The organism is Nocardioides euryhalodurans (genome assembly GCF_004564375.1).
Classification (GTDB): Bacteria; Actinomycetota; Actinomycetes; order Propionibacteriales; family Nocardioidaceae; genus Nocardioides; species Nocardioides euryhalodurans.
This window is the reverse complement of the sequence record NZ_CP038267.1, coordinates 2,436,275-2,457,811: the sequence shown is the minus strand read 5'-3', so window position 1 is coordinate 2,457,811 and position 21,537 is coordinate 2,436,275. Positions and strand designations below refer to the sequence as shown.

The 21,537-nt window shown below is 72.4% G+C and carries 21 protein-coding genes and 1 pseudogene; 3 read left to right on the top strand and 19 right to left on the bottom strand.

Annotation, left to right across the window (positions count from 1 at the left end; all coding sequences use genetic code 11):
• Nucleotides 1-86: 86 nt before the first annotated feature.
• From EXE57_RS11780 to EXE57_RS11750, 7 genes are all read right to left on the bottom strand, one after another.
• Entirely contained in the window at nt 87-368 is a 282-nt protein-coding gene (locus EXE57_RS11780; RefSeq protein WP_135077734.1) for a pyrophosphorylase, read from the bottom strand.
• A 162-nt stretch (nt 369-530) separates the two neighbouring features.
• The gene (locus EXE57_RS11775) at nt 531-2,531 is read right to left on the bottom strand and encodes a serine/threonine-protein kinase (RefSeq protein ID WP_135077732.1); all 2,001 of its coding nucleotides are present in this window, start codon (nt 2,529-2,531) and stop codon (nt 531-533) included.
• A 173-nt stretch (nt 2,532-2,704) separates the two neighbouring features.
• Complete coding sequence (locus EXE57_RS11770) at nt 2,705-3,802, bottom strand: carboxylate-amine ligase (protein WP_135077730.1); 1,098 nt, start codon at nt 3,800-3,802, stop codon at nt 2,705-2,707.
• A 102-nt stretch (nt 3,803-3,904) separates the two neighbouring features.
• A complete protein-coding gene (locus EXE57_RS11765; RefSeq protein WP_135077727.1) occupies nt 3,905-5,422 on the bottom strand; it encodes a sodium:solute symporter family protein in 1,518 nt (505 codons plus the stop codon).
• Complete coding sequence (locus EXE57_RS11760) at nt 5,422-5,724, bottom strand: hypothetical protein (RefSeq protein WP_135077725.1); 303 nt, start codon at nt 5,722-5,724, stop codon at nt 5,422-5,424. Before EXE57_RS11760 ends, EXE57_RS11765 begins: the two co-directional genes overlap by 1 nt.
• A 44-nt stretch (nt 5,725-5,768) precedes the next feature.
• Nucleotides 5,769-6,962 (bottom strand): CaiB/BaiF CoA transferase family protein, encoded by a 1,194-nt coding sequence (locus tag EXE57_RS11755; RefSeq protein ID WP_135077723.1) that lies wholly within the window; start codon nt 6,960-6,962, stop codon nt 5,769-5,771.
• A complete protein-coding gene (locus EXE57_RS11750; RefSeq protein WP_167305888.1) occupies nt 6,959-7,666 on the bottom strand; it encodes a GntR family transcriptional regulator in 708 nt (235 codons plus the stop codon). The genes EXE57_RS11755 and EXE57_RS11750 overlap by 4 nt, the downstream gene beginning before the upstream one ends.
• Before the next feature lie 130 nt (nt 7,667-7,796).
• On the opposite strand from EXE57_RS11750, the gene EXE57_RS11745 reads away from it, so the two are divergent.
• Complete coding sequence (locus EXE57_RS11745; RefSeq protein ID WP_135077719.1) at nt 7,797-8,696, top strand: hydroxymethylglutaryl-CoA lyase; 900 nt, start codon at nt 7,797-7,799, stop codon at nt 8,694-8,696.
• A 221-nt stretch (nt 8,697-8,917) separates the two neighbouring features.
• Here EXE57_RS11745 and EXE57_RS11740 read toward each other — a convergent pair whose 3' ends face one another.
• Both EXE57_RS11740 and EXE57_RS11735 read right to left on the bottom strand, forming a co-directional pair.
• Nucleotides 8,918-9,817, bottom strand: a complete 900-nt coding sequence (locus tag EXE57_RS11740) for a rhomboid family intramembrane serine protease (RefSeq protein WP_244246801.1) — start codon at nt 9,815-9,817, stop codon at nt 8,918-8,920.
• Between the two features lie 35 nt (nt 9,818-9,852).
• Nucleotides 9,853-10,365, bottom strand: coding sequence for a peptidylprolyl isomerase (locus EXE57_RS11735; RefSeq protein WP_167305887.1), 513 nt, complete (start codon nt 10,363-10,365; stop codon nt 9,853-9,855).
• Nucleotides 10,366-10,505: 140 nt separating this feature from the next.
• Between EXE57_RS11735 and EXE57_RS11730 the strand changes: the two genes are divergently transcribed.
• Nucleotides 10,506-11,120 (top strand): hypothetical protein, encoded by a 615-nt coding sequence (locus tag EXE57_RS11730; protein WP_135077717.1) that lies wholly within the window; start codon nt 10,506-10,508, stop codon nt 11,118-11,120.
• Nucleotides 11,121-11,130: 10 nt separating this feature from the next.
• Here EXE57_RS11730 and EXE57_RS11725 read toward each other — a convergent pair whose 3' ends face one another.
• From EXE57_RS11725 to EXE57_RS20370, 6 genes and pseudogenes are all read right to left on the bottom strand, one after another.
• The gene (locus tag EXE57_RS11725) at nt 11,131-12,165 is read right to left on the bottom strand and encodes a 1-acyl-sn-glycerol-3-phosphate acyltransferase (RefSeq protein WP_244246800.1); all 1,035 of its coding nucleotides are present in this window, start codon (nt 12,163-12,165) and stop codon (nt 11,131-11,133) included.
• Nucleotides 12,162-12,980 carry a patatin-like phospholipase family protein gene (locus EXE57_RS11720; RefSeq protein ID WP_135077715.1) on the bottom strand — a complete coding sequence of 273 codons (819 nt, stop codon included), beginning with the start codon at nt 12,978-12,980 and terminating at the stop codon, nt 12,162-12,164. The genes EXE57_RS11725 and EXE57_RS11720 overlap by 4 nt, the downstream gene beginning before the upstream one ends.
• Nucleotides 12,981-12,990: 10 nt before the next feature.
• A complete protein-coding gene (locus EXE57_RS11715; RefSeq protein ID WP_135077713.1) occupies nt 12,991-13,365 on the bottom strand; it encodes a DUF3817 domain-containing protein in 375 nt (124 codons plus the stop codon).
• Entirely contained in the window at nt 13,362-14,096 is a 735-nt protein-coding gene (locus tag EXE57_RS11710; protein ID WP_167305886.1) for an SURF1 family protein, read from the bottom strand. Before EXE57_RS11710 ends, EXE57_RS11715 begins: the two co-directional genes overlap by 4 nt.
• The gene (locus EXE57_RS20430; protein WP_341869451.1) at nt 14,093-14,470 is read right to left on the bottom strand and encodes a cell division protein CrgA; all 378 of its coding nucleotides are present in this window, start codon (nt 14,468-14,470) and stop codon (nt 14,093-14,095) included. The genes EXE57_RS11710 and EXE57_RS20430 overlap by 4 nt, the downstream gene beginning before the upstream one ends.
• Before the next feature lie 6 nt (nt 14,471-14,476).
• Nucleotides 14,477-14,572: pseudogene (locus EXE57_RS20370) on the bottom strand (hypothetical protein); the annotation flags it as partial.
• A 72-nt stretch (nt 14,573-14,644) separates the two neighbouring features.
• On the opposite strand from EXE57_RS20370, the gene EXE57_RS11700 reads away from it, so the two are divergent.
• Complete coding sequence (locus EXE57_RS11700) at nt 14,645-15,436, top strand: DUF881 domain-containing protein (RefSeq protein ID WP_244246798.1); 792 nt, start codon at nt 14,645-14,647, stop codon at nt 15,434-15,436.
• A gap of 7 nt (nt 15,437-15,443) precedes the next feature.
• Here the strand turns inward: EXE57_RS11700 and pknB are convergent, their stop codons facing one another.
• From pknB to EXE57_RS11680, 4 genes are read right to left on the bottom strand one after another with little or no spacing between them, the layout of a single operon-like run.
• Nucleotides 15,444-17,177 carry a Stk1 family PASTA domain-containing Ser/Thr kinase gene (pknB, locus tag EXE57_RS11695; protein ID WP_208543085.1) on the bottom strand — a complete coding sequence of 578 codons (1,734 nt, stop codon included), beginning with the start codon at nt 17,175-17,177 and terminating at the stop codon, nt 15,444-15,446.
• A gap of 38 nt (nt 17,178-17,215) precedes the next feature.
• Entirely contained in the window at nt 17,216-18,676 is a 1,461-nt protein-coding gene (locus tag EXE57_RS11690) for a serine/threonine protein kinase (protein WP_135077707.1), read from the bottom strand.
• Complete coding sequence (locus tag EXE57_RS11685) at nt 18,673-20,145, bottom strand: peptidoglycan D,D-transpeptidase FtsI family protein (RefSeq protein WP_135077705.1); 1,473 nt, start codon at nt 20,143-20,145, stop codon at nt 18,673-18,675. The genes EXE57_RS11690 and EXE57_RS11685 overlap by 4 nt, the downstream gene beginning before the upstream one ends.
• A complete protein-coding gene (locus EXE57_RS11680) occupies nt 20,142-21,536 on the bottom strand; it encodes an FtsW/RodA/SpoVE family cell cycle protein (RefSeq protein ID WP_135077703.1) in 1,395 nt (464 codons plus the stop codon). The genes EXE57_RS11685 and EXE57_RS11680 overlap by 4 nt, the downstream gene beginning before the upstream one ends.
• Between the last annotated feature and the right edge of the window lies 1 nt (nt 21,537).

Here is a 21,537-nt window from a genome sequence, read left to right as displayed (position 1 = left end):
TCGTCCCGCACCACGCCCACGAGCGCGCGCCACCACACCGATCACCCGCCCGGGTGGGGCGAGTGGTCAGTGAAGCGCCGCGTGGCTCAGGCGCCGCCGCCGGCGGACATGATGTTCTGCGAGATCTGGGTCAGCTGGCTGCGGAGCTCCTCGAGCTCCTGCTTGGCCTTGTCGAGAGCCGCACGCGTCTCGGGCCAGGTCGAGCCGCGGAACTTCTCCGCCAGCGGCCCGTCCCACACGTTGGGGTCGGACAGCGTCTTGCCCTGAGAGTCGAGCTGGCTGATCTGGTCGGTGAAGCCACCGTTGATGATCGCCTGCATCTGCTGGATCGAAGTCTTGGCCTGCTCGGTGGAAAGAACCCTCGACATGGTCACCCTCACTGTGCCGACCCCCGTGGGCCGACGTCGTAGTCGGTCAGAAACGACCGAGGAAAACCCGTCGATGCCGGGACAGGCACCACCCGAGAGACCCCCGTCAGCCCCCGATGATGCCATGCAGGGCCGGGCCGCGGGCCGGGAACCCCGGTAAAATCAGCCGCCGCGGGTGACGATCTCGAAGGTGTTGCTGGGGGTGTCGGGGAGGTTGCCGATGCTGGCGATCACCGTGCACTCCGCGGCCACGTTGACGGCCGTGACCTCGAGCCCGCCGGTCACGGCCAGCGCGCCCGCACATCCGTCGCTGAACCGGACGCCCTCCTCACCTCCGGCGATCGCCGTGAGCATGCTGCTGGGCTCGCCGAAGCTCGGGCTGCGGTAGAGCGGGTTGAACGCGTCGGGCCCGCTGGCCCAGACCGGCAGCACGGTGAGCTTCAGCGGCGTACCGCTGACGGTCCGCGACGGCGCGACCACCTGGATGTCCTGGAGTCGCTGCACCGGGTAGCTGGGCTCGGTGACCCGGGCATCGGTGATGGCGCTCTGGGTGCTTCCCTGCGCGGTGTCGAGCCACTCCTGGAGTGCGGACGTCGGGTCCTCGTCCCCGAAGCTGAGCGGCACCTGGCCGGTGACGGTCACGCTTCCCTGCTCGGGCACGGGGCCGGGGTCGACCGACCAGCCGCAGTCGACGTCGACCCCGCTGGTGTCGCGGAGGTTCGGCTTCTGCTGGACGCCCTCCCAGGTGATGGTCGGGCACGACGAGCCGTCGGTGCCGGGCACGACCTCGAGGAACGGCCCACCGAGGGGAGCGTTCTGGGCGGCGTACGTCAGGGTCAGCTCGACCGTCTCGGTCTCGGCGTCGTAGGACGCCTCCCGGCTGACGGTGAGTCCGGTACGCGTGGTCGGGTCCGTGTTCTCGGCCTCGACCACCGTCGGCGTCGACGGGGTGGGCGTGTCGTCGGTCGGGCTGTCGCCGGTGGTCGTCGCGTAGGCGACGGCTCCGCCGAGGAGGACCACCGAGGCGGCGACCAGGGCGAGGGCCCGCGGGTCGCGCCAGGCAGGTCGCTTCTTCTTCTTGTGCGCGACGCGCTGCCCGGCGGTCGGCGCCTCCTCCCGGACCCGGCGGGGCGCAGTCATCGGGCGTAGCAGCGTGCCCTGGTCAGGGGTCCCGAGGTCGAGGTCGTGAGGCGGGTCCGGCTCGTCGGGGTCCGCGACCGCGGCCGGGGCGGGGGCGACGTCGGGGACCATGCCGCGGACCATGGTGACCGGGCCCCGCGCCGTGTCGAAGTCCTCCGGGGGCGCCTGGGGCGTCAGGGCCGGGAGGTCGGCGAGCGTGGGAGCCAGTCGACGCAACGCCGCGGCGGCCTCGCCTGCCGTGGGACGGGCCGCCGGGTTCTTGTCGAGCATGGCGTCGAGCTGGGCCAGGAGGGCGTCCGGGAGCGGTAGCGCCGGGGGGAGACTGACCACGTGCCGGTGGGCGACGGTGTAGTCGGTGCCGGGTCCCGCGAACGGCGTACGGCCGGCGAGGAGCTCGTAGAGCAGGATGCCCACGCCGTAGACGTCGGCGGAGAGGTCGCAGCGACCGGTCACGAGCATCTCCGGCGCCATGTACTCGGGGGTGCCGAGCAGGCCGGTGGTGGTTCCGGCGCCCTCGGCGACCATCCGGGAGATGCCGAAGTCGGTGAGTTGGACGGTGCCCTCGCCGAGTGACTGCCAGTCGCGGGTCAGCAGCACGTTGTCGGGCTTGATGTCACGGTGCAGGACGCCTCGCGAGTGCGCCACGGCGAGGCCCTCGAGCACGGCCGCCACGACCTCGATGGCCCTCGCGGGCGGGAGCGGGCCGTCGACGCGGAGCACGTCGCGCAGCGAGCCGCCGTCGACGAGGTCCATGATGATCGCCAGCCGGTCGCCCTCGACGACCAGGTCGCGCACGGCCACCACCGAGGGGTGGCGCAGGCCGGTCAGGATCGAGCGCTCGCGTACGAACCGTCCCACCAGGTCCTGGTCGGAGGCGTGCTCGCGGCGCAGCAGCTTGGCGGCCACGACCTCGTCGGTGCGGCGGTCGACGGCACGCCACACCTCGCCCGTGGCGCCCTGCCCGAGCCGCTCCTGCAGCCGGTAGGAGGCGCCGAGGGCGTCGTCGAAGCCTTCCGTGTGCACGCTTCCCGTCCCCTCCGAGATCTACGCTGTCGCCTCACCCGCGGCCGTCCCGGCGACTCGCGCGGGCGGGCGTGCCCAAGCCTGACGGCTCAGCGCAAGATAACCGAATCCGGTCCGCCTCCGAGGGGGGTTGCGCGGATTGGGTCGCCCGTCACACCGGTGGTCGCTGCGCGCTAGCGCCAGGAGGCCTCGGTACGGCGCACCGCGTCGTCGACGACACCGGCCAGGCTGCCCGAGGACTCGTACGCGCGACGCTGCTGCATCGCTCCGTTGCCGCGGGCCAGCAGCCGCTCGACCTGGTCCTCCGCGAGCGCGAGGTCGCCGGCCGCCTCGAGAGCGGGGCGGACGTGGTCGACCAACGACTCGACCGCCGCGCGGGCCGGCACCAGGCAGAGCCCGGTGGGGCTGACCAGCCGGTCGGCGAGGCCGAAGCGGGACGCCCGCCAGCTCGCGGCACGCAGCAGGTCGCCCCGCCACCCGCGGATGCGGTCCCCGTCCGCCTCGGTGGCCACGAGTGCACGCGCCAGGGCCGTGACGAGCACGGCGTCCTCCACGTCGGCGCAGACGTCGGCCACGCGGATCTCCACCGTGGGGTAGTCCTGCGAGAGACGGGCGTCGAAGTAGACCATGCCGTCGTCGAGGCCGGCGCCCCACTCGACCAGCCGCTCGGTCACCGCGCCGTAGGAGGCCAGGTCGCCGAACCCCTCCTGGGTGCCGTGGGTCGGCCAGCGGCTCCACGTCTGGTAGCGCCAGCTGGCGTAGCCGGTGTCCCGGCCCCGGGCGTACGGCGAGTTCGCGCTGACCGCCAGCAGCACCGGCAGCCAGGGGGCGATCCCGTCGAGCACCCGGAGACCCTCGTCCTCGTCGGCGACGTCGACGTGCACGTGCATCGCGCAGGCGAGCGAGGTACGGGCGAGCTCGCCGTACTCCTCGACGATCCGCCGGTAGCGCGGCTTCGGCGTCACCCGGGTGTCCGCGTCGACCAGGACGGCCGTGCCCGTCGCGACGGCCGCCGCGCCCGCGCTGCGTGCCGCCTCGCCCATCGCGCGACGGCTCGCAGCGAGCTGGCCCGCGACGTCGGTGACGTCGTCGGTCGGCGGCGTCTGCGACTCGATCTGCTGGAGGAACAGCTCGGCCTCCACCGGCGCCTCCTGCTCCCCGGGTCGCTCCTCGTGGGCGCGCAGGGCGTGGCCTGCGACGGCGGTGAGCATCCCGGTGGCCGGATCGACGAGCATCAGCTCCTCCTCGACCCCGACCTTGCGTGTCTCCATGCCGCGATCGTGCCCGATCGCCGAGCGCGCACACGATTCGGCAGCCTGCGCCGCGGGAGGACCACGGGGGCCGGTGGCCCCGCGGGCACCCGCCCCGTGCGGCTAGCGCGAGGCGCCCTCGGGCTGCCTGGCCGGCCCCAGGACGTCCTCACCGACCGTCTCGTCGAGCGGCGTGAGCAGCGATCCGACCACGACGATCACCAGGTTGGCGACCAGCCCGATCAGGCCTCCGGGGACCCCGGGCACCAGCGTGAGGTCGGCGATGGTCAGCCCGCCGGCGATCAGCGCGCCGACCAGCATCCCCCAGAAGGCCGGCCGAGCGGCCATCCGGCGCCAGTAGAGGCCCAGCATGAACACCGGTGCCACCTGGACGATGAGCTCGAACTTGAGCACGAACAGGCTCAGCAGCGTGGTCGGCGGGTTCCACGCCAGGGCGAGCAGGACGCCGATCGCGGCGATGCCTGCCATCTTGCCGACCAGCACCTTCTGCTTCTCGGGTGCGTCCGGGGCGATGTGCTGTCCGTAGACGTCCTTGGACACGATCGAGGAGAAGGCGAGCAGGGCCGAGTCGGCGGTGGACACGATCGCCGCGATCACGCCGCCGAAGAGCAGGATCATCAGGACGTACGTGAACACGTTGATGGCGGCCACCTCGTTGGCGATCCGGCCGACGAGCTGCTCGGACTCGGCCACGTCGAGCCCCGGGAAGAGGACCAGCCCGGTCAGGCCCACGAGGAACACCACGGCGGTCGTCGCGAACGGCAGCCACGCCATCACCGCGAGCGAGCGCTTCAGGGTGCGCTCGGTGCGGGCGGCGTACACCCGCTGGATCGCGTGCGGGTAGACCGCGGCGCCGAGGCCGATCAGGATCGTCATCGAGAGCCAGTTGACGGAGTACTCGTTGTCAGGGGCGCCGATGGTCTCCGGGGCGTTCTCCGCGAGGTAGCTCGTGAGGCTGCCCAGTCCGCCCCCGGTGAGGTAGAGGGCGCCGCCGAGGAGCACGACGATCCCGACCAGGAGCGCCACTCCCTGCATCACGTCGGTCATCGCGACCGCCCGCATGCCTCCGCTCCACGAGTACGCCAGCATCACGCCGACGAAGACCACGACCCCGAGCTGGTACGGGACGGTCTCGCCGGTGAGGCCGGCGATGCCGTGGCCCATGGCGACCAGCTGCTCGAGGAGGTAGTTGCCCAGCCCCCACAGCATCAGCCCGGAGCTGAGCAGGCACAGGGCGCTGGAGCCGAAGCGCGCCCGCACGAAGTCGGTGGGCGTGACGAAGGAGCGCCGCTTGGAGACCGCGTACAGGCGGGGCGCGAAGAGCAGGTAGCAGGTGATCACGGCCGTCATGAACGGGACCGACTGCCACCAGCCGAAGCCGCTCCGGTAGGCCTCCGGGGCGTAGCCGACGATCGCGTTGCCGCTGTACTGGGTGGCGTAGAGGGTGAACAGCAGCGTGATGAAGCCCAGGCTGCCGCCGCTCACGTAGTAGCTGCGCGCGGTCGTGGTGCCGTCGCTCTCGCGGTCGCGACCGGCGAGGAACCCGACGCCGAGCATGATCACGGCGTAGGCGATGAGCACCACGATGCCGCCGGTGCCGGAGAAGGAGAGGTCGTCCATCAGCTCGTCCTCCCTCCGACGGCCTCGCGGGCGGCGGCCGCCGCCTGCTCCTCCTCGTCCTCGACCACGTTCCAGCCGGACAGGCAGGCCCAGCAGGTGAGGCCGGAGAAGACCAGCGAGGCGACCACCGAGACCACGAACCACGCCGGCAGTCCGAGCACGAGCGGCTCGATGCTCCCGTCCGGGGCCCACCAGGGGACGATCACGAGCAGGACGCCGACCAGGGCGACCCAGAGCCACGGCATGCGGATCGGCTCCCGGGTCTCACGGGTCTCGTGCGGACGGACGGGTGGTGCGGACATGTTCACTCCCGAGGTGTGGATGGAGGTGCTGTCGGTCTGGGGACTCAGATCACGCCGAGGTCGCGCCATCGGCGCAGCTGCGCCGCGTCGGCGCCGAGCAGGTCGGCGTACACGGTGTCGGTGTGCTCCCCGAGGGCCGGGCCGACGTCACGGACGGCGCCGGGGGTGTCGGAGAGGTGCGGGACGACGTTCTGCATCGGGAACTCGCCGAGGTCGGGGTGGGCCAGGGTGACCAGCGCCTCGCGGGCCGCGAAGTGGGGGTCGGCGACCATGTCGGCCGCCGTGTAGACCTTGCCCGCGGGCACCCCCGCGTCGTGGAGGGTCTCGAGCAGCTCGTCGGCCTTCTGGGTCGCCGTCCAGTCGGCGATCAGCGCGTCGAGCTCGTGCTGGGCCTCACCGCGCCCGACGTGGGTGGCCAGCGGGCCGGCGAGGAGGTCGGTCCGGTCCATCGCCTCGGTGAGGCGGGCGAACACGGTGTCGCGGTTGGCGCCGATCAGGACGTCGGCCCCGTCGGCGGTGGGGTAGGCGTTGCTGGGGGCGACACCGGGCAGGATCGAGCCGGTGCGCCGCCGCTCCTTGCCCGCGACGACCCACTCGGGGACGGTCGCCTCCATCAGCGCGAGCACCGCCTCGTAGATCGCGGTGTCCACGACCTGGCCGCGGCCGGTCTGCGTCCGGGCGTGGAGTGCGGTGAGCACGCCGAGGGCGGAGAAGGTGCCGGCCAGCGAGTCGCCCAGCGAGATCCCGACCCGGCTGGAGGGCTGGTCGGGCTCGCCGGTGACGTGCCGGACCCCGCCCATCGCCTCGCCGATCGAGCCGAAGCCGGCGCGTGAGGCGTACGGACCGTGCTGGCCGTAGCCGGTGACCCGGGCCACGATCAGGCGGGGGTTGAGGCGCGCGAGCTCGTCGGGGCCGAGTCCCCAACGCTCGAGGGTGCCGGGACGGAAGTTCTCGACCAGCACGTCCGCCTCCGCGACCAGGTCGCGCAGGATCTGCTGGCCCGCAGGCGTGCGGAGGTTGCAGGTCACCGAGCGCTTTCCGCGCGCCAGGATCGGCCAGCTCAGCGAGTGGCCGTCGACCATCTCGCCCCAGGTGCGCATGGGATCACCCGAGCCGGGGTCCTCGACCTTGATCACGTCGGCGCCGAAGTCGGCGAGCAGGTGGCCGCAGAAGGGCCCGGCGATCAACGAGCCGGTCTCGATCACCCGGACGTCGGAGAGGGGGAGCTGGTCGGTCATCGCGACTCCTCGGAGATCGGGTGGGCGGGGGCGGTGGCGTGGTCGGGACCTGCCTCGAGGTCGAGCCGGAAGGTGCTGCGGGCCGCACGCAGGTGAGCAGTCATGACCGCGGCGGCCCAGGCGCCGTCACCGGCGGCGACGGCGGCGACCAGCTCGCGATGCTGGGCAAAGCTGCGGCGCATCTGGGCCTGGCTGTAGCGGTGGAACGTCCGCCGCACCAGCGGGACCTCGATCAGCCCGGACAGCAGCTCGGGGACCAGTCGGCCCCCGGCGGCGTGGACGGTCCGGTGCAGCCGGAGGTTGAGCGCGGTGATCTCGTCGTAGGCCGCCCCAGCGTCACCCACCCCGGCCTCGATCCCCGCGGCCAGCTCCTCCATCCGGTCGCACAGGGAGAGCAGCTCGGCGACGTCTGCGGTGCCGCTCGCGGCCGCCCGGGCCGCGGCGTGGGACTCCAGCAGCTCCCGGAGGTCGAAGATCTCCTCGTAGTCGGCGGCCTCCCACCGGCGGACGACGGCTCCCCGGTGCGCGACCACGGTGACCAGCGAGTCCGCCTCGAGGCGGCGGAGGGCCTCGCGCACGGGTGTCCGGCTGACGCCGAGATCGGCGGCGAGCTGCTCCTCGCGGAGTCGGCTCTGGGCCGGCCGGGTCCCGTTGAGGATCTCGCTCCGCAGCGTCCGGTAGACGCGGTCCGCGGACTGTGACACAGGCCACCTCCTCAAGATTGTGCACAATCTAGAGAGGAAGTAGGCCGAGCACAACCCTCGCGTGCGCTCGCAGGCCGTGATTGACTGCGACTGCGCACCAAACTTGTGTACAAGAATCGGAGGAGTCCTCGTGGAGATCGTGGAGGTGGGCCCGCGGGACGGGCTGCAGAACGAGGATGGCCTGGTCCCGACCCGGACCAAGGTCGAGCTGGTCCAGCGGGCCGTGGCGGCGGGGTTGCGCCGGATCGAGGCGACCTCGTTCGTGCACCCCGGACGGGTGCCCCAGATGGCCGACGCCGAGCAGGTGATGGCGGCGGTGCCGCGGGTCGACGGGGTCTCCTACAGCGGGCTCGTGCTCAACGAGCGGGGTCTCGACCGCGCCCTGGATGCCGGTGTCGACGAGGTCAACTACGTCGTGGTCGCCACGGAGACCTTCAGCCAGCGCAACCAGGGCGCCCCGGTCGAGGAGGTGCTGGCCCGGTGGGAGCGGGTCGCGGCCCGTGCACACGCTGCCGGTGTCCGGCCCACGGCGACGCTGGCCGTCGCGTTCGGATGTCCGTTCGAGGGCGAGGTCCGGGCCGAGGGCGTGGCCACGCTCGTCGACCGGATCGCCGCCGCCGGGCCGGTCGAGATCTCGCTCGCGGACACGATCGGCGTCGGCGTGCCCAGCCAGGTCACCGAGCGCGTCGGACGGTTGCGGGAGGACCACCCGGAGATCGCGGCCCGCTGCCACTTCCACAACACCCGCAACACCGGCTACGCCAACGCCGTCGCGGCGGTGGAGGCCGGGGTCAGCGCCCTGGACGCCAGCATCGGCGGCCTCGGCGGCTGCCCGTTCGCCCCGGCCGCGACCGGCAACGTCGCCACCGAGGACCTCACCTACCTGCTCACCGGCCTGGGCGTGCTCCACGGCCTCGACCAGGAGCTGCTCGCCGAGGCGGGCACCTGGACCGGCACCTGGCTCGGCGCGCAGGTGCCGGCCCTGCTCGGGCGAGCCGGCACGTTCCCGGCGGTATCGGCCGTGCGCTGAGCGCGGTGGGTTCTCCCCAGACTGGGGAGAACCTGTGGAGAACTACAGGCGTGTAACTCTCCACAGTGTTGTTCACAGGTGTGGATGGGGGCGTCAGGTCATCGGTTCCCCGCTCAGGCGGGGAAACCGTCGCTTGGCGGCCGATGCTTCCCCCTCCGAGCGCGCGACTCGCCACCAGGTTCACCCGGGCAGGGGCGCGACGGGCGAGCGGCAGGGCCGCGTCAGAAGGTGGCGCTGCGGGCCACGATCGCGGCCACGAGGAGCGCGCCGATCAGGCTGAGGCCGGCGACCTGCCAGGTCGTGCGGTGCTGCCGGGGGGCGTAGACCAGGACGGCGGCGATGAGCAGGCCGCCGAGGAAGCCGCCGAGGTGGCCCTGCCAGGAGATGTTGGGGAGGGTGAAGGTGATGACGGCGTTGATGAGCAGCCAGACACCGATCTGGGAGACGTTGCCCCCGACCTTGACCGCCACGACGAGCAGCGCGCCCATCAGGCCGAAGACCGCACCGGAGGCACCCAGGGTCTGCACCTGCTCACCCGTGAACCAGTAGACCATCGCGGAGCCGGCGAGCCCGGAGAGCAGGTAGAGCGCGAGGAAGCGGGCCCGACCGATGGCCATCTCGAGCTGCGGGCCGAGGAACCACAACGCCAGCATGTTGAACGCGAGGTGCCAGATCTCGACGTGGGTGAACGTGCTGGTGGCCAGCTGCCACCAGGCTCCGTCGGAGACCCCGCTCACCCAGGTGACGCCGCCCTGGAGGTTGCAGGCCTGCTCGGGGGCGTTGGGGTAGTAGCCGCCCCCGCCGGTCTCCTCGCAGCGGCCCTGCACCAGCAGCGCCAGCCGGTCGACCAGCAGGCTGCTGCGGCCGCCGGTGACGACGATCGCGAGCCAGACCCCGACGTTGACCGCGATCAGGGCGATCGAGGTGATCGCCGGGTTGCTGGGCCGCTTGCCGCCGTACGCCGTGCGGGCCTGGCGCGTCGTCCTCGCCCCCTCCGCCACGCACGAGGGGCACTGGAAGCCCACCGACGCGTCGCGCATGCAGTCGGGGCAGATCGCGCGCTCGCACCGCTGGCAGCGGATGTAGGACTCCCGGTCGGGGTGCCGGTAGCACGTCGGCACCCCGCTCCCGGGGGTCTGCTGCGGAGGCTGTGTGCTCAGGAGCCGACGACCTCGACCGACTCGATCACCATCGGCTCCGTCGGGCGGTCGCCCGCGCCGGTCGTGGTGGCGGCGATGGCGTCGACCACGTCGCGGGAGGCCTGGTCGGCGACCTCGCCGAAGATGGTGTGCTTGAAGTTCAGCCACGGGGTCGCGCCGACCGTGATGAAGAACTGCGAGCCGTTGGTGCCGGGCCCGGCGTTGGCCATGGCGAGGAGGTACGGCTTGTCGAAGACCAGCTCGGGGTGGGGCTCGTCCTTGAAGGTGTAGCCCGGGCCGCCGGTGCCGGTGCCGAGCGGGCAGCCGCCCTGGATCATGAACCCGGGGATGACCCGGTGGAAGGTGAGGCCGTCGTAGAACGGCCCGGTCCGGTCGGTGCCGGCGTCGTACTGCTTGCTGCCGTCGGCGAGGCCGGTGAAGTTGGCCACGGTCTCGGGTGCGTGGTTCGGGAACAGGGTGATGGTGATGTCGCCCTGGTTGGTCTTGAGGATCGCCTGCTGGTCGGCCATGGGTATGTCTCTCGTCAGTCGGCGTACGGGGTGTCCTGGTGCGCTCAGATCCTCGCAGATGCGCCAAGTCACCCGCAGGGGTGGCTGGTCCGGGTTGGCCAGACGTGGTCGAATGAGGGGGAGAACCGAGCGAGAGGAAGATGACCAGCATGGGCATCCGCAAGAAGAAGACCCTCATGGAGCAGGCGTCCGACTACGTCGAGCAGGTACGCCCGCACGTCGAGCAGGCCGTCGAGACCGCACGTGACCGTGCGGTGCCGCTCCTCACCGAGGCTCGGGACAAGGCCGTACCGGTGCTCGAGGACGCTCGCGACCGGGCCAAGCCGATCATCGCCGACGGCGCCGCCATCGCCGCCGAGAAGGCCGCCCAGGTGGCGGAGGTCGCCCAGCAGAAGGCGGCCGAGAGCCGTGACCTGGCCACCGCCAAGGTGGCCGAGCTCAAGGGCGAGGAGCCGGAGAAGAAGAAGGGCGGCAAGCTCAGGAAGTTCGTGATCTTCGGCGGGATCGCCGCCGCGGCCGCCTTCGTGGCCTCCAAGCTCCGGGGTGGGCAGGACAGCTCCAGCTGGAACTCCTCCTACACCCCGACCCCGCCGCCGGCACCGGCCGCGCCGCGGCCCGTCGTCGACGACAGCGCCGGCTCCTCGCCCGACGAGGCGCTGGCCGACGCTGCCGAGTCGGCGCACGACGTCACCACCCCGGACGACCCGGCCGAGGAGGTCGTCGTCGACGAGGGCGGCGCCCACAAGAAGGACTGACCCGCACCACTCAGGACCGGCTGGAGGAGAGATCCTCCGGCCGGTTCTGCTCTATCCAGGCGTCGATCCGCTCCCACCAGTCGAAGAGCCACTCGATGCGCTCCTCGCGCCCGGCCGGGATCTCCTCGCGCGGGACCTGCCACCAGCGCATCACGATCCGCTTGTCCATCGGCAGCTCCCGCCACAGGTCCGCGACGGTGCTCAGGTGGTCCAGCCCGGTGTGCGCCACCAGCACCACGTCGGCGTCCGGGGCGCCCTCGAGCGCCGCGATGAAGCCGCCCGGACGCGGTGCGATCACGTGGGTGAGGGACTCGGCGCGCCGGGCCATCCGCTCCAGGCCGAGCCGGCGCAGCCGGTCGATGCCGCGCTGCCGCCGGGCCGGCGTGAAGTTGCCCCCCTCGGGGAAGATCACGAACGCGTCGTTGGCGTCCAGCCCGTGAGCCAGGGCGGTGATGTGGGCCTCGAGGTCGGCCCCGCGACCGGGCTCGGGCGAGATGAAGCGGGCCGGGATCCGGCCGAGGAGCACGTCGATCACCGGGTCCCACGCCAGCGCGTCCTTGAGGACCACCCGCGGCTCGCGCGCGTACCAGTGCATGAGGGCGTGGATCAGCGTGAACGAGTCGCCCGGTCCGGCGTGCCGGCAGGCCACGAGGAGCGGGACGCCGGGGTGGGCGTCGGGGCTGGGTCCGTCGGTCTCGATGGTCAGCCGCAGCACCCGCCTCGCCTCGCGGGAGAAGACCCACATCACCCCCTGCACCAGGTCGTAGTGGATCCCCTCGAAGTACGGCGTGCGCACCCACCGGCCCAGCCCGGAGGAGAACCACAGCCCCAGCAGCACGACCAGCAGCACCGTCTCGCAGGTCAGGTAGAGCATGAAGATCCACAGCAGCCGCAGCGCCCGCCAGCGGCCGGGCAGCACCGGCGAGAGGACGGCGGCCACGATCAGCCAGCCCGGCAGCGTCAGCCACATCAGCACCGTCAGGGCGATCACCGCCGGCGCGACGACCAGGCGGCGGACGGCGTGCACGAGGAAGCCGCGGGTCACAGCCGGTCCAGGTAGTCCGAGGTGGCGTCGTACGTCGCCTCGATGCGCTGCTCCACCCCGGTGAAGTCGCGGTGGCCCCGCAGCGAGTCGTCGCGCGCGGAGGTGCCGCGGGCGGGGAGGACGTGCGCCTCGACGTGCTCGGGGAGCTCGGCGATCTCGCGGGTGAAGCGGTGCCGTCGCGCGATCTCGAAGGAGACCCGGGCCACCTCCCAGGGTCGTCGCGGCACCGTCAGCGGCCTGTCGATCCGGCCGACCTGCAGCACGAAGATGCGGTCGGCGCCGAGCTGGGCGGCGCGGGCGACGGGGATCGAGTTCACGATGCCCCCGTCGAGGAAGTGCTCGTCACCGACGCGCGCGGGCGGGAGCAGCCCCGGCACGGCCGCGCTGGCGACGACCGCGTCGACGAGCCGGCCGGAGTCGAACCAGTGCTCGGCCGCCCGTTCGATGCTCGCGGCGCAGGCCTGGAAGCGGACCGGGAGGTCCTCGATGAGGGTGTCGCCGAACTCCTCGCCGAGTCGCTTCTGGAGCGGCTCGGCGGAGTAGATGTGGGTCCCCGTCGACATCGCCCGGCGGACGGTGCGCAGCGGGCGGTCGCCGTAGACCTCACGCGAGCGCCCCACCTCCAGCCAGAGCGCGGTCATCCGCTCGACGACGCCCGGTCCGGGCTCGCGGGCCACCATGGCGCCGTTGAGCGCACCGACGCTCGTGCCGAGGACCAGGTCGGGCGTGATGCCGTGCTCGAAGAGCGCGCGCAGCATGCCGACCTCGACCGCCCCGAGGACGCCCCCGCCGCCCAGCACGAACGCGGTGGTCACGGCCGGCCCGTCAGACCGCGTGCTCGGCGCGCACGCGCGCAGTGGCGCGGTGCTCGGCCCAGAAGGAGACGACCGGGATGGTCCCGCAGACCAGGGTCACGACGGTGAAGGGCAGGTCCCACCGTGCCTTGCGGGCCAGCACGAAGGCGGTGAGCAGGAAGATCATGTAGAGCCAGCCGTGGGCCACGCCGAGGTACGTGGTGATCGCCTCGCCCACCTCCTGGGCGGTGGAGCCGACCGCGACCAGCTCCGGCGTCGAGGGGAACACGCCCCACATGCTGGAGCCGTCGAAGTTGGCGAGGGGCACGCCGATCAGGATGAGCACCACCAGCAGGACCCCGACGACGGTGGCCATGAACCGGTATCGGGTGAGCGCAGACTTCACGCGCCCGACGCTATCTGGTCGTCCGTAGCCGGCTCCGGGGTCCGCTCGTCGCGCAGGTAGCGGACCCAGACGAAGAGGGCGAAGGCCCCGAAGACCCACCACTCGATGGCGTAGAAGAGGTTGCGGGCGGCGGTGAAGCGGCTCGACTCCGGCAGCTCCTCGAGGTCGGCGACGGCGAGCCCGGTCTCGGGCTCGGTCGCGACGGCGTACGCGCCGTAGAGGTCGACGTCGACCCGCTGGACCAGGTCGGCCACCCGCAGCTGGGGCAGCACGTCGTCGCTCGGGTCCGGGTCGGTGGACCCGGTGCCCTCCGAGGGCTGCAGCCACCCGACGAGCTCGGCGGGCCCGGTCACGGGCTCGGCCTCGGGGCGCTCGGCCACACCGCGTACGACGGGCAGCGCCGGCTCGCCTGCCCCGCCGATCGCGAGCGGCGTGACGACCCAGTAGCCGCTCTCGCGCTCCACGAACACCGTCCCGTCGTCGAGCCACTCGCCGGCGAGGACGACCGGCTGACCCACCCGGTCACCCGGGAAGGGGTCGTCCGGGCCGATCACGTCGGCCACGGGCACCGGCTCGGCGAGGGTCAGGTCCCGCGCCTCGGCCGCTCGCCGCGCCTCCCAGGCGTCCCACTGCCAGGCCCCGAGCCAGACGGCGACGCCGACCAGCACGACGCACAGCAGGTGGCCCGGCCAGAACCGCGCGGCCCAGACGGACGGGGGAGGGGTGGTCACTCCCAGCGCGTGGCGAAGGTGAAGCCGACGGCCATGAAGGCGATGCCGAGCATGAGGTTGTACTGGCCGAGGTCGTTCATCACCGGGACCGCGGACGGGTCGTCGCTGACGACGTAGTAGGTGCAGATCCACAGCAGGCCGACGAGGAAGCAGCCCAGCATGCCGACCACGACGCCGCGGCCTCGGCCCAGCGGTGTGGACGGGTGGGCGGACGCCGCGAGGCCGAGCAGGAACAGGCCGAAGCCGATGAGGTAGTTCCAGTCACCGAGGTCGGCCATGAACGCGGGGTTGCCGGGCTCGGGCGCCGGCAGCTGGCCGGGGTCGACGCGCACGACGGTGTAGTAGTAGACGACCCAGGCGATCCCGACCACCATCAGCACCAGCGCGATCACGAACCTCACCGAGAGGGTCGGGCCACCGGTCAGGCCGGTCGTGTCCTGCTTGGCCTTCGGCTTGGTCACGGGGTGCTCCTCGGGTCGTCGTACGTCCGACGCTCTTCGTCGTCACAAATGGTGGCCCGTGTGGGCGCGGGGGCTAGCGTAGTCGCCGTGAGCGAGGGATCCCACGTGAGCCCCGACGCCCCCACCGGGGGCGGTGCGGGTGCCCGGCTGCGCCAGCTGCGTGGCTGGCGGCTCGGGACGCCGCTGATCCTGCTCGGCTGCGGGGCGCTGCTGGTGACGAGTGCCGCCGACAGCGGGGGCACCGACCTCCGGCCCGAGCGCTACACCGACCTGGCGTCGCTGACGGCCCAGGAGAGCCGTGAGTACGCCCAGCTCGAGGACCGCGTGAGCGAGCTGACCGGCGACGTGGAGCGGCTGACCACGCAGGTCGGCAGCGGCGAGGCGACGCGCTACCAGGAGCAGGTCGAGGAGCTCAAGGGCCCGGCCGGGCTGCGCCCCGTCGCGGGGGAGGGCGTCACCATCACGCTCTCCGACGCCCCCGAGGAGGTCATCAACAACAGCAGCCGCGACCTCAACGACCTCGTCGTCCACCAGCAGGACATCCAGGCCGTGGTCAACGCCCTGTGGCAGGGCGGCGCGGAGGCGATGACGATCCAGGGCCAGCGGGTGATCACCACCACCGGCATCAAGTGCGAGGGCAACGCGGTCATGCTGCAGGGTGTCGCGTACGCCCAGCCGTACGTGATCTCCGCTGTCGGCAACCCCGCCGCGATGGAGGCGGCCGTGGCCCAGAACGACTGGATCGCGGGCTACCGCGCGGCCGCCGCCGTCCCCGACATCTCCGTCGGCTGGGACATGCAGGACGAGGAGCGGCTCGAGATGCCCGCCTACAGCGGCCTCACGGACCTCCAGTACGCCGAGCCGCTCGGCCAGTCCTGAGACTGGCCTAGTCGCTCCCGGGCGGGGTCTCCGGGTCGCTCGGCAACGTCGGCGAGATGGTCTCGCTCGGCGAGGTGGTCTCCGTGGGCGACTCGGTCTCGCTCGGTGACTCGCTCGGCTCCTCGAAGGCCGAGACCACGATCGTGACCGTCGAGCCCTCGGACGCGTCCTCGCCACCGGACGGCGACTGGTCGACGACCGTGCCGCGCGGCTCGGTGGTGTCGGTGGTCTCGACGACGCGCGGCTCGAAGCCGGCGTCGCGCAGGACCTGCTCGGCGCGGGCCTGCTGCAGACCCCGGACGTCGGGGATCTCCTCGGGGCCGTCGGACCAGTAGAGCGTCACGGTGCTGCCCTCGGGGACGCTGGTGCCCGGGGCGGGATCGGTCTCGAGGACCTGGCCGCGCACCTCGTCGGACTCCCGCTGGGTCTGGACGACGTCGAAGCCGGCGTCCGAGAGGGTGGCGGCCGCCTGGTTGCGCGGCTGCCCCAGGACGTAGGGGACCTCCTGCAGCGGCCGGCCGCTCGACACGACGAGGTTGACCTCGGTGCCGGGGTCGACGTACTGGTCGGCGTTGGGCGTCTGCTCGAGGACGGTGTTCTTGCGGGCCGACTCGTCGGTCCGGTAGGTCACCTCACCGACGGCGAGCCCGGCCTCGCCGATCAGCATCCGCGCCTGGCGCTCGGTCTCGCCGATCACCTCCGGGACCCGGTCCTGCTCGGGGGGCGACTCGAAGAGCCGGGGCAGCAGGAAGGCGGCCGCGGCGATCAGGCCGACCAGCAGCAGGCCGAGCAGGATGAAGAGACCGGTGCGCGAGCCCTGGTCCTCGTCGTCCTCACGGGTGTCCTGCGCCAGGGCGGCGGCCGCGACCGCCGGCGCCACGGTGGTGGCGTCCTCCTCCAGCGGGGGCGGCGGCGTCGCGTGGACGGGGCGGCCGGCGAGGTATCGCTCGATGTCGCTCTTCATCGCGGCGGCGCTCTGGTAGCGGTCCTCGACGCGCTTGGCCAGCGCCTTCATGACGATCGCGTCGACGGCCGGGGGCAGGTCCTGGTCGTGGTCCGAGGGTGGCGAGGCCGGCTCGCGCACGTGCTGGTAGGCGACGGCGACCGGGCTGTCGCCCACGAACGGCGGACGGCCGGTGAGCAGCTCGTAGAGGAGGCAGCCGGCGGAGTAGACGTCGGAGCGGGAGTCGACGGTCTCGCCGCGGGCCTGCTCCGGGGAGAGGTACTGGGCGGTGCCGACCACTGCGGCGGTCTGGGTCATGGTCGAGCTGGCGTCGGAGATCGCGCGGGCGATGCCGAAGTCCATGACCTTGACGTCGCCGGACGGCGTCAGCATCACGTTGCCGGGCTTGATGTCGCGGTGGATGATGCCGGCGCGGTGGGAGTAGTCGAGGGCGGCCAGCACGCCGCTGGTGATCTCGAGCGCCCGCTCGGGGAGGATCTTGCGGCCCTCGCGCAGGATGTCGCGGAGCGTACGACCGGCGACGTACTCCATGACGATGTACGGCTGCGCGACGGTCTCGCCGCCGGGCCCGTCGGTCGCCTGCTCCTCGCCGGTGTCGTAGACGGCGACGATCGAGGGGTGGTTGAGCGAGGCGGAGGACTGCGCCTCGCGCCGGAACCTCGCCTGGAAGGTCGCGTCGCTGGCGAGGTCGGTGCGCAGCCGCTTGACCGCGACCACCCGTCCGAGCCGGGTGTCGGTGCCCTTGCGCACCTCGGCCATGCCGCCGCGTCCGAGCATCTCTCCGAGCTCGTAGCGTCCACCGATCAGGGCGCCGCTCACTGGCCGTCCTCCTCCTGGTCCTGCCCGGGGGGTGTCTCCGGGGGTCCGGGCACCGGCGCCGCCTTGCCCCAGTAGGACACCGTCACCTCGTCACCCTCCTGGAGGTCCGTCGTGGGATCGACGGAGTCGACGGCGTTCTCCGTCTGGGTCCCGTCGTTCTCGAGCTCCTCGCGCACCGGTCGCAGGCCGAGGTCGCGGAGCTCCTTCTCCACGTCCTTGACGTCGCGACCGACGTAGGCGCTCTCGTCGATGTCGAAGGTCTCCGGCTGCGCCGACTCCGTGGCGGTCTCGCTCGGCTCCTCCGTGGGGGTCGTCTCCTGGGTCTCGGGGGACTGCGTCGGCGACTCCTGCGTCGGTGAGTCCTGCGTCGTGGCCGCGCTGCGGGGCGAGCGGTCCTGCGGCTGCGAGGTGGGCTCCTCGTCGCCGTCCGCGACGAGCCACAGGACGACGATCGCGGCGAGCACGGCGAGTGCGAGCAGGATCCAGAGCCAGGGGAGCCCGCGCCGCCCCTCGTCGTCGTCCGTGCCGGGGGGCGGGACGGGCGCGACGCTGCCCAGGACCTGGGTCGCCGGGGCGGTCGCGCCGGCGGCGACCGCGGGGGCGAGCGCCACGGTGGCGGGGTCGCGCAGCGCGGCGGCGAAGGCGGCGGCGTCGGGGAAGCGGTCGGCCGGGTCCTTGGCCATCGCCCGTCGTACGACGCGGGCCAGGTCGGTGGGGACGTCTCCCGGCAGCTCGGGCACCGGCTCGCGCAGGTGGGCCAGCGCCGTCGCGACCGGGGTCTCGCCCACGAACGGCCGCTGCGAGGTGAGGCACTCGAAGGCCACCACGCCGAGGGAGTAGACGTCGGAGGCGGGGGTGGCGGTGCCGCCCTGCGCCTGCTCGGGGGAGAGGTACTGCGGTGTGCCCATGACCTGGCCGGTCTGGGTGAGGGCCATGCCCTCGGTGGCGCGTGCGATCCCGAAGTCGGTGATCTTGATCCTGCGGTCCGGCGTCACGAGCAGGTTGGCCGGCTTGACGTCGCGGTGGACGATGCCGGCCGCGTGGGCGGCGCCGATCGCGTCGGCGGCCTGGGCCATCAGGTCGCGGGTCGCGTCGGGGTCCATCGGGCGGCCCGGCGTGATCAGGGCCGACAGCGGCTGGCCGTCGACGAGCTCCATGACGAGGTAGGGACGCGGGGTGCCGTCGCTGGCGTCCGCCGTGCTCGCCTCGCCGAAGTCGTAGACCGCGGCCACCCCCGGGTGGTGGAGGGCGGCGGCGTGCTGCGCCTCGGAGGAGAAGCGGGAGCGGAACGTCGCGTCGTCGGCGTACTCGGTCTTGAGCAGCTTGACCGCCACGGTGCGGCCGAGCCGGGTGTCGCTGGCGCGCCACACCTCGCCCATCCCGCCGGTGGCGATCCGGGAGTCGAGGCGGTAGCGGCGTGCGTCGTCGGCGAAGCGCTCGGTGCCCTGCTCGCTCACCGGTCGATCACCGCCTCCATCACGGCCTTCGCGATCGGCCCGCCCAGGGCACCGCCCGCGATCTCGCCGCGCTCGGTGCCGGGCGCGCTCTGGATCATCACGGCCACGGCGACGTCGGGGTCGTCGGCCGGGGCGAAGGAGGTGAACCATGCGTACGGCGGCACGTCGTCCTGGCCGCTCTGGGCGGTGCCGGTCTTGCCGGCGACCTCCACGTTCGGGATCGCGGCCGGGCTCGCCGTGCCGCTGGAGACGGTGTAGGTCATCAGCTCGGTGAGGTCGCTCGCGGTCTGGGCCGACACCGCCTCGGAGAGCTCTTCGGGCTCGGTGCGGGGGAGCACGTCGAGCTCGGGCGTGAGGACCGCCTCGACCATGTAGGGCTTCATGACGGTCCCGCCGTTGGCGATCCCGGCCGAGACCATCGCCATCTGCAGCGGGGTCGCGGCGACCTCGAACTGGCCGATGCCGGACTGGCCGGTCTCCGGCGGGTTCATGTCCACCGGGAAGTTGGACTCGGCCTGGTTGGGGAGGTCCTCGAGGTAGTCGCTGTTGAAGCCGAACTTCTCGGCCTGCTCGAGCATCGCGTCGGCGCCGACCTCGATCGCCAGCCGGGCGAAGGTGGTGTTGCAGGAGTTGCCCATCGCCTGCGTGAAGGGGATCCGGGTGGACCCGCAGTCGCGGCCCTCGTTGTCGATCAGGCCGCTCTCGCCGCTGGTCTCCGGGAGCTGGTAGGTCGCGCCGCCGGGCACCTGCGAGCTCGCGTCGTAGTTGCCGGACTCGATCGCCGCCGCGGCGGTCACGATCTTGTAGGTCGAGCCGGGTGGCAGCCGGGTCTGGATCGCACGGTTGAGCAGCGGCTCGTCGTCGCGTGCCTCGAGCTGCTCGGCCCGCTCGGCCACCGCCCCGAAGTCGTGGCTGGCGAGCTCGTTGGGGTCGTACGTCGGCAGCGACACCATCGCCAGGATCCGGCCGCTGCTCGGCTCGATGGCCACCACCGAGCCCTCGACGCCCTCGCCCAGGGCGCGGAGACCGTCGTAGGCCGCGCTCTGCGCCGCCGGGTCGATCGTCAGCTGCACGCTGCCGCCCTTGGCGCTGGAGTTGCTGAAGAGGTCGACGAGCCGGGTCACGAAGAGCCGCGAGTCGTCCCCGGACAGCACGGAGTTCTGGGTCAGCTCGAGCTGGGTCTGGCTGAAGTAGGAGAACCAGCCGGTCAGGTGGGCGTACTTGAAGGGCTGGGGGTACTTCCGCTGGAAGTCGTACTGGTCGTCGGACGGCACGCTCTCGGCGACGGGGGTCCGGCCGACCAGGATCGCGCCGCGCTCGCTGGAGAACGCCTCGGCGAGCACCCGACGGTTGCGGGGGTCCTCGTTGAGGTCTCCGGCGCGGTAGTACTGCAGGTAGGTGGCGTTGAGCATCAACCCCAGGAACAGCAGGAGGCAGAAGATCGCGATGGTGCGGATGGGCTTGTTCATCGCGGCACCGCCTTCACGACCTGCGTGGACTCCGAGTCGGAGTCGTCCTCGCCGGACAGGGTCGGGACCGGGCGCCTGGCCTGGTCGGAGATCCGGAGCAGCAGCGCCACGATCACCCAGTTGGCGATCAGGCTCGACCCGCCGTAGGAGAGGAACGGGGTGGTCAGGCCGGTGAGGGGGATCAGTCGGGTGACGCCGCCGATGACGACGAAGACCTGCAGCGCGAGGACGCCGGCGAGACCGACCGCCATCAGCTTGCCGAAGCCGTCGCGGCAGACCAGCGCGGCCCGGAGCGCACGCTCGACGAGCAGGCCGTAGACGAGGACGACGGCGATGACGCCGGTGAGGCCGAGCTCCTCGCCGATCGAGGCGACGATGAAGTCGGACTCGGCGTAGGGGACCCGGTCGGGGGAGCCGTTGCCGAAGCCGCGGCCCAGCAGTCCGCCCCACGCCAGCCCGAACATCGCCTCGACCGGCTGGAACGCACGGTCGTCGGTGCCTTCGCCGTAGTGGGCGAACGGGTTGAGCCAGATGTCCACGCGGTCGCGGACGTGGCCGAAGAGCTGGTAGGCGATGAACGCGCCGCCGAAGAACATGGTGCCGCCCACGACCAGCCAGCCCGGCCGCTCGGTGGCGACGTAGAGCATCACCAGGAAGAGGCCGAAGAACAGCAGACTGGAGCCGAGGTCGCGCTGGAAGACCAGGATGCCGAGGCTGACCAGCCACATCGCGAGGATCGGGCCGAGGTCGCGGCCCCGGGGGAGGTCCACGAAGAGGACCCGGCGGCCGGCGAGCGCGAGCGCGTCGCGGTGGAGGACGAGGTAGCCGGCGAAGGCGATGACGAGCAGCACCTTGGCGACCTCGCCGGGCTGGAAGCTGAAGCCGGCCAGGCGGATCCAGATCCGGGCTCCGTTGATCGTGGCGCCGAGCCCGGGCACCAGCGGCAGGAGGAGCAGCAGGATCGCGGCCAGGCCGAGCGTGTAGGTGAAGCGTTGCAGCACCCGGTGGTCGCGGACCACGATCAGCGTGACGACGAACAGCACCACCCCCAGCGTCATCCAGGTCAACTGCTGGCTGGAGAACGTGGCGTCGCGGACCAGGTCGAGCCGGTAGATCACGGCCAGGCCGAGGCCGTTGAGGGCCGCGACGGCCGGCAGCAGCACCGGGTCGGCGTAGGGGGCGGTGAAGCGCACGACGACGTGGGCCACGATCACCAGGCCGGCCAGCCAGCTGCCGTAGCCGATGATCCCCGCCGGGACGGTGCCCTCGACACCGAGCCCGACGGCGGCGTACGCGCCGATGCCGACGGCCAGCGCCAGGACGAGCAGGAACAGCTCGGCCCCCCGCCGGCGGCGGTGGACGAAGCCCATGATGCTTCCGGTCTGGGTCATG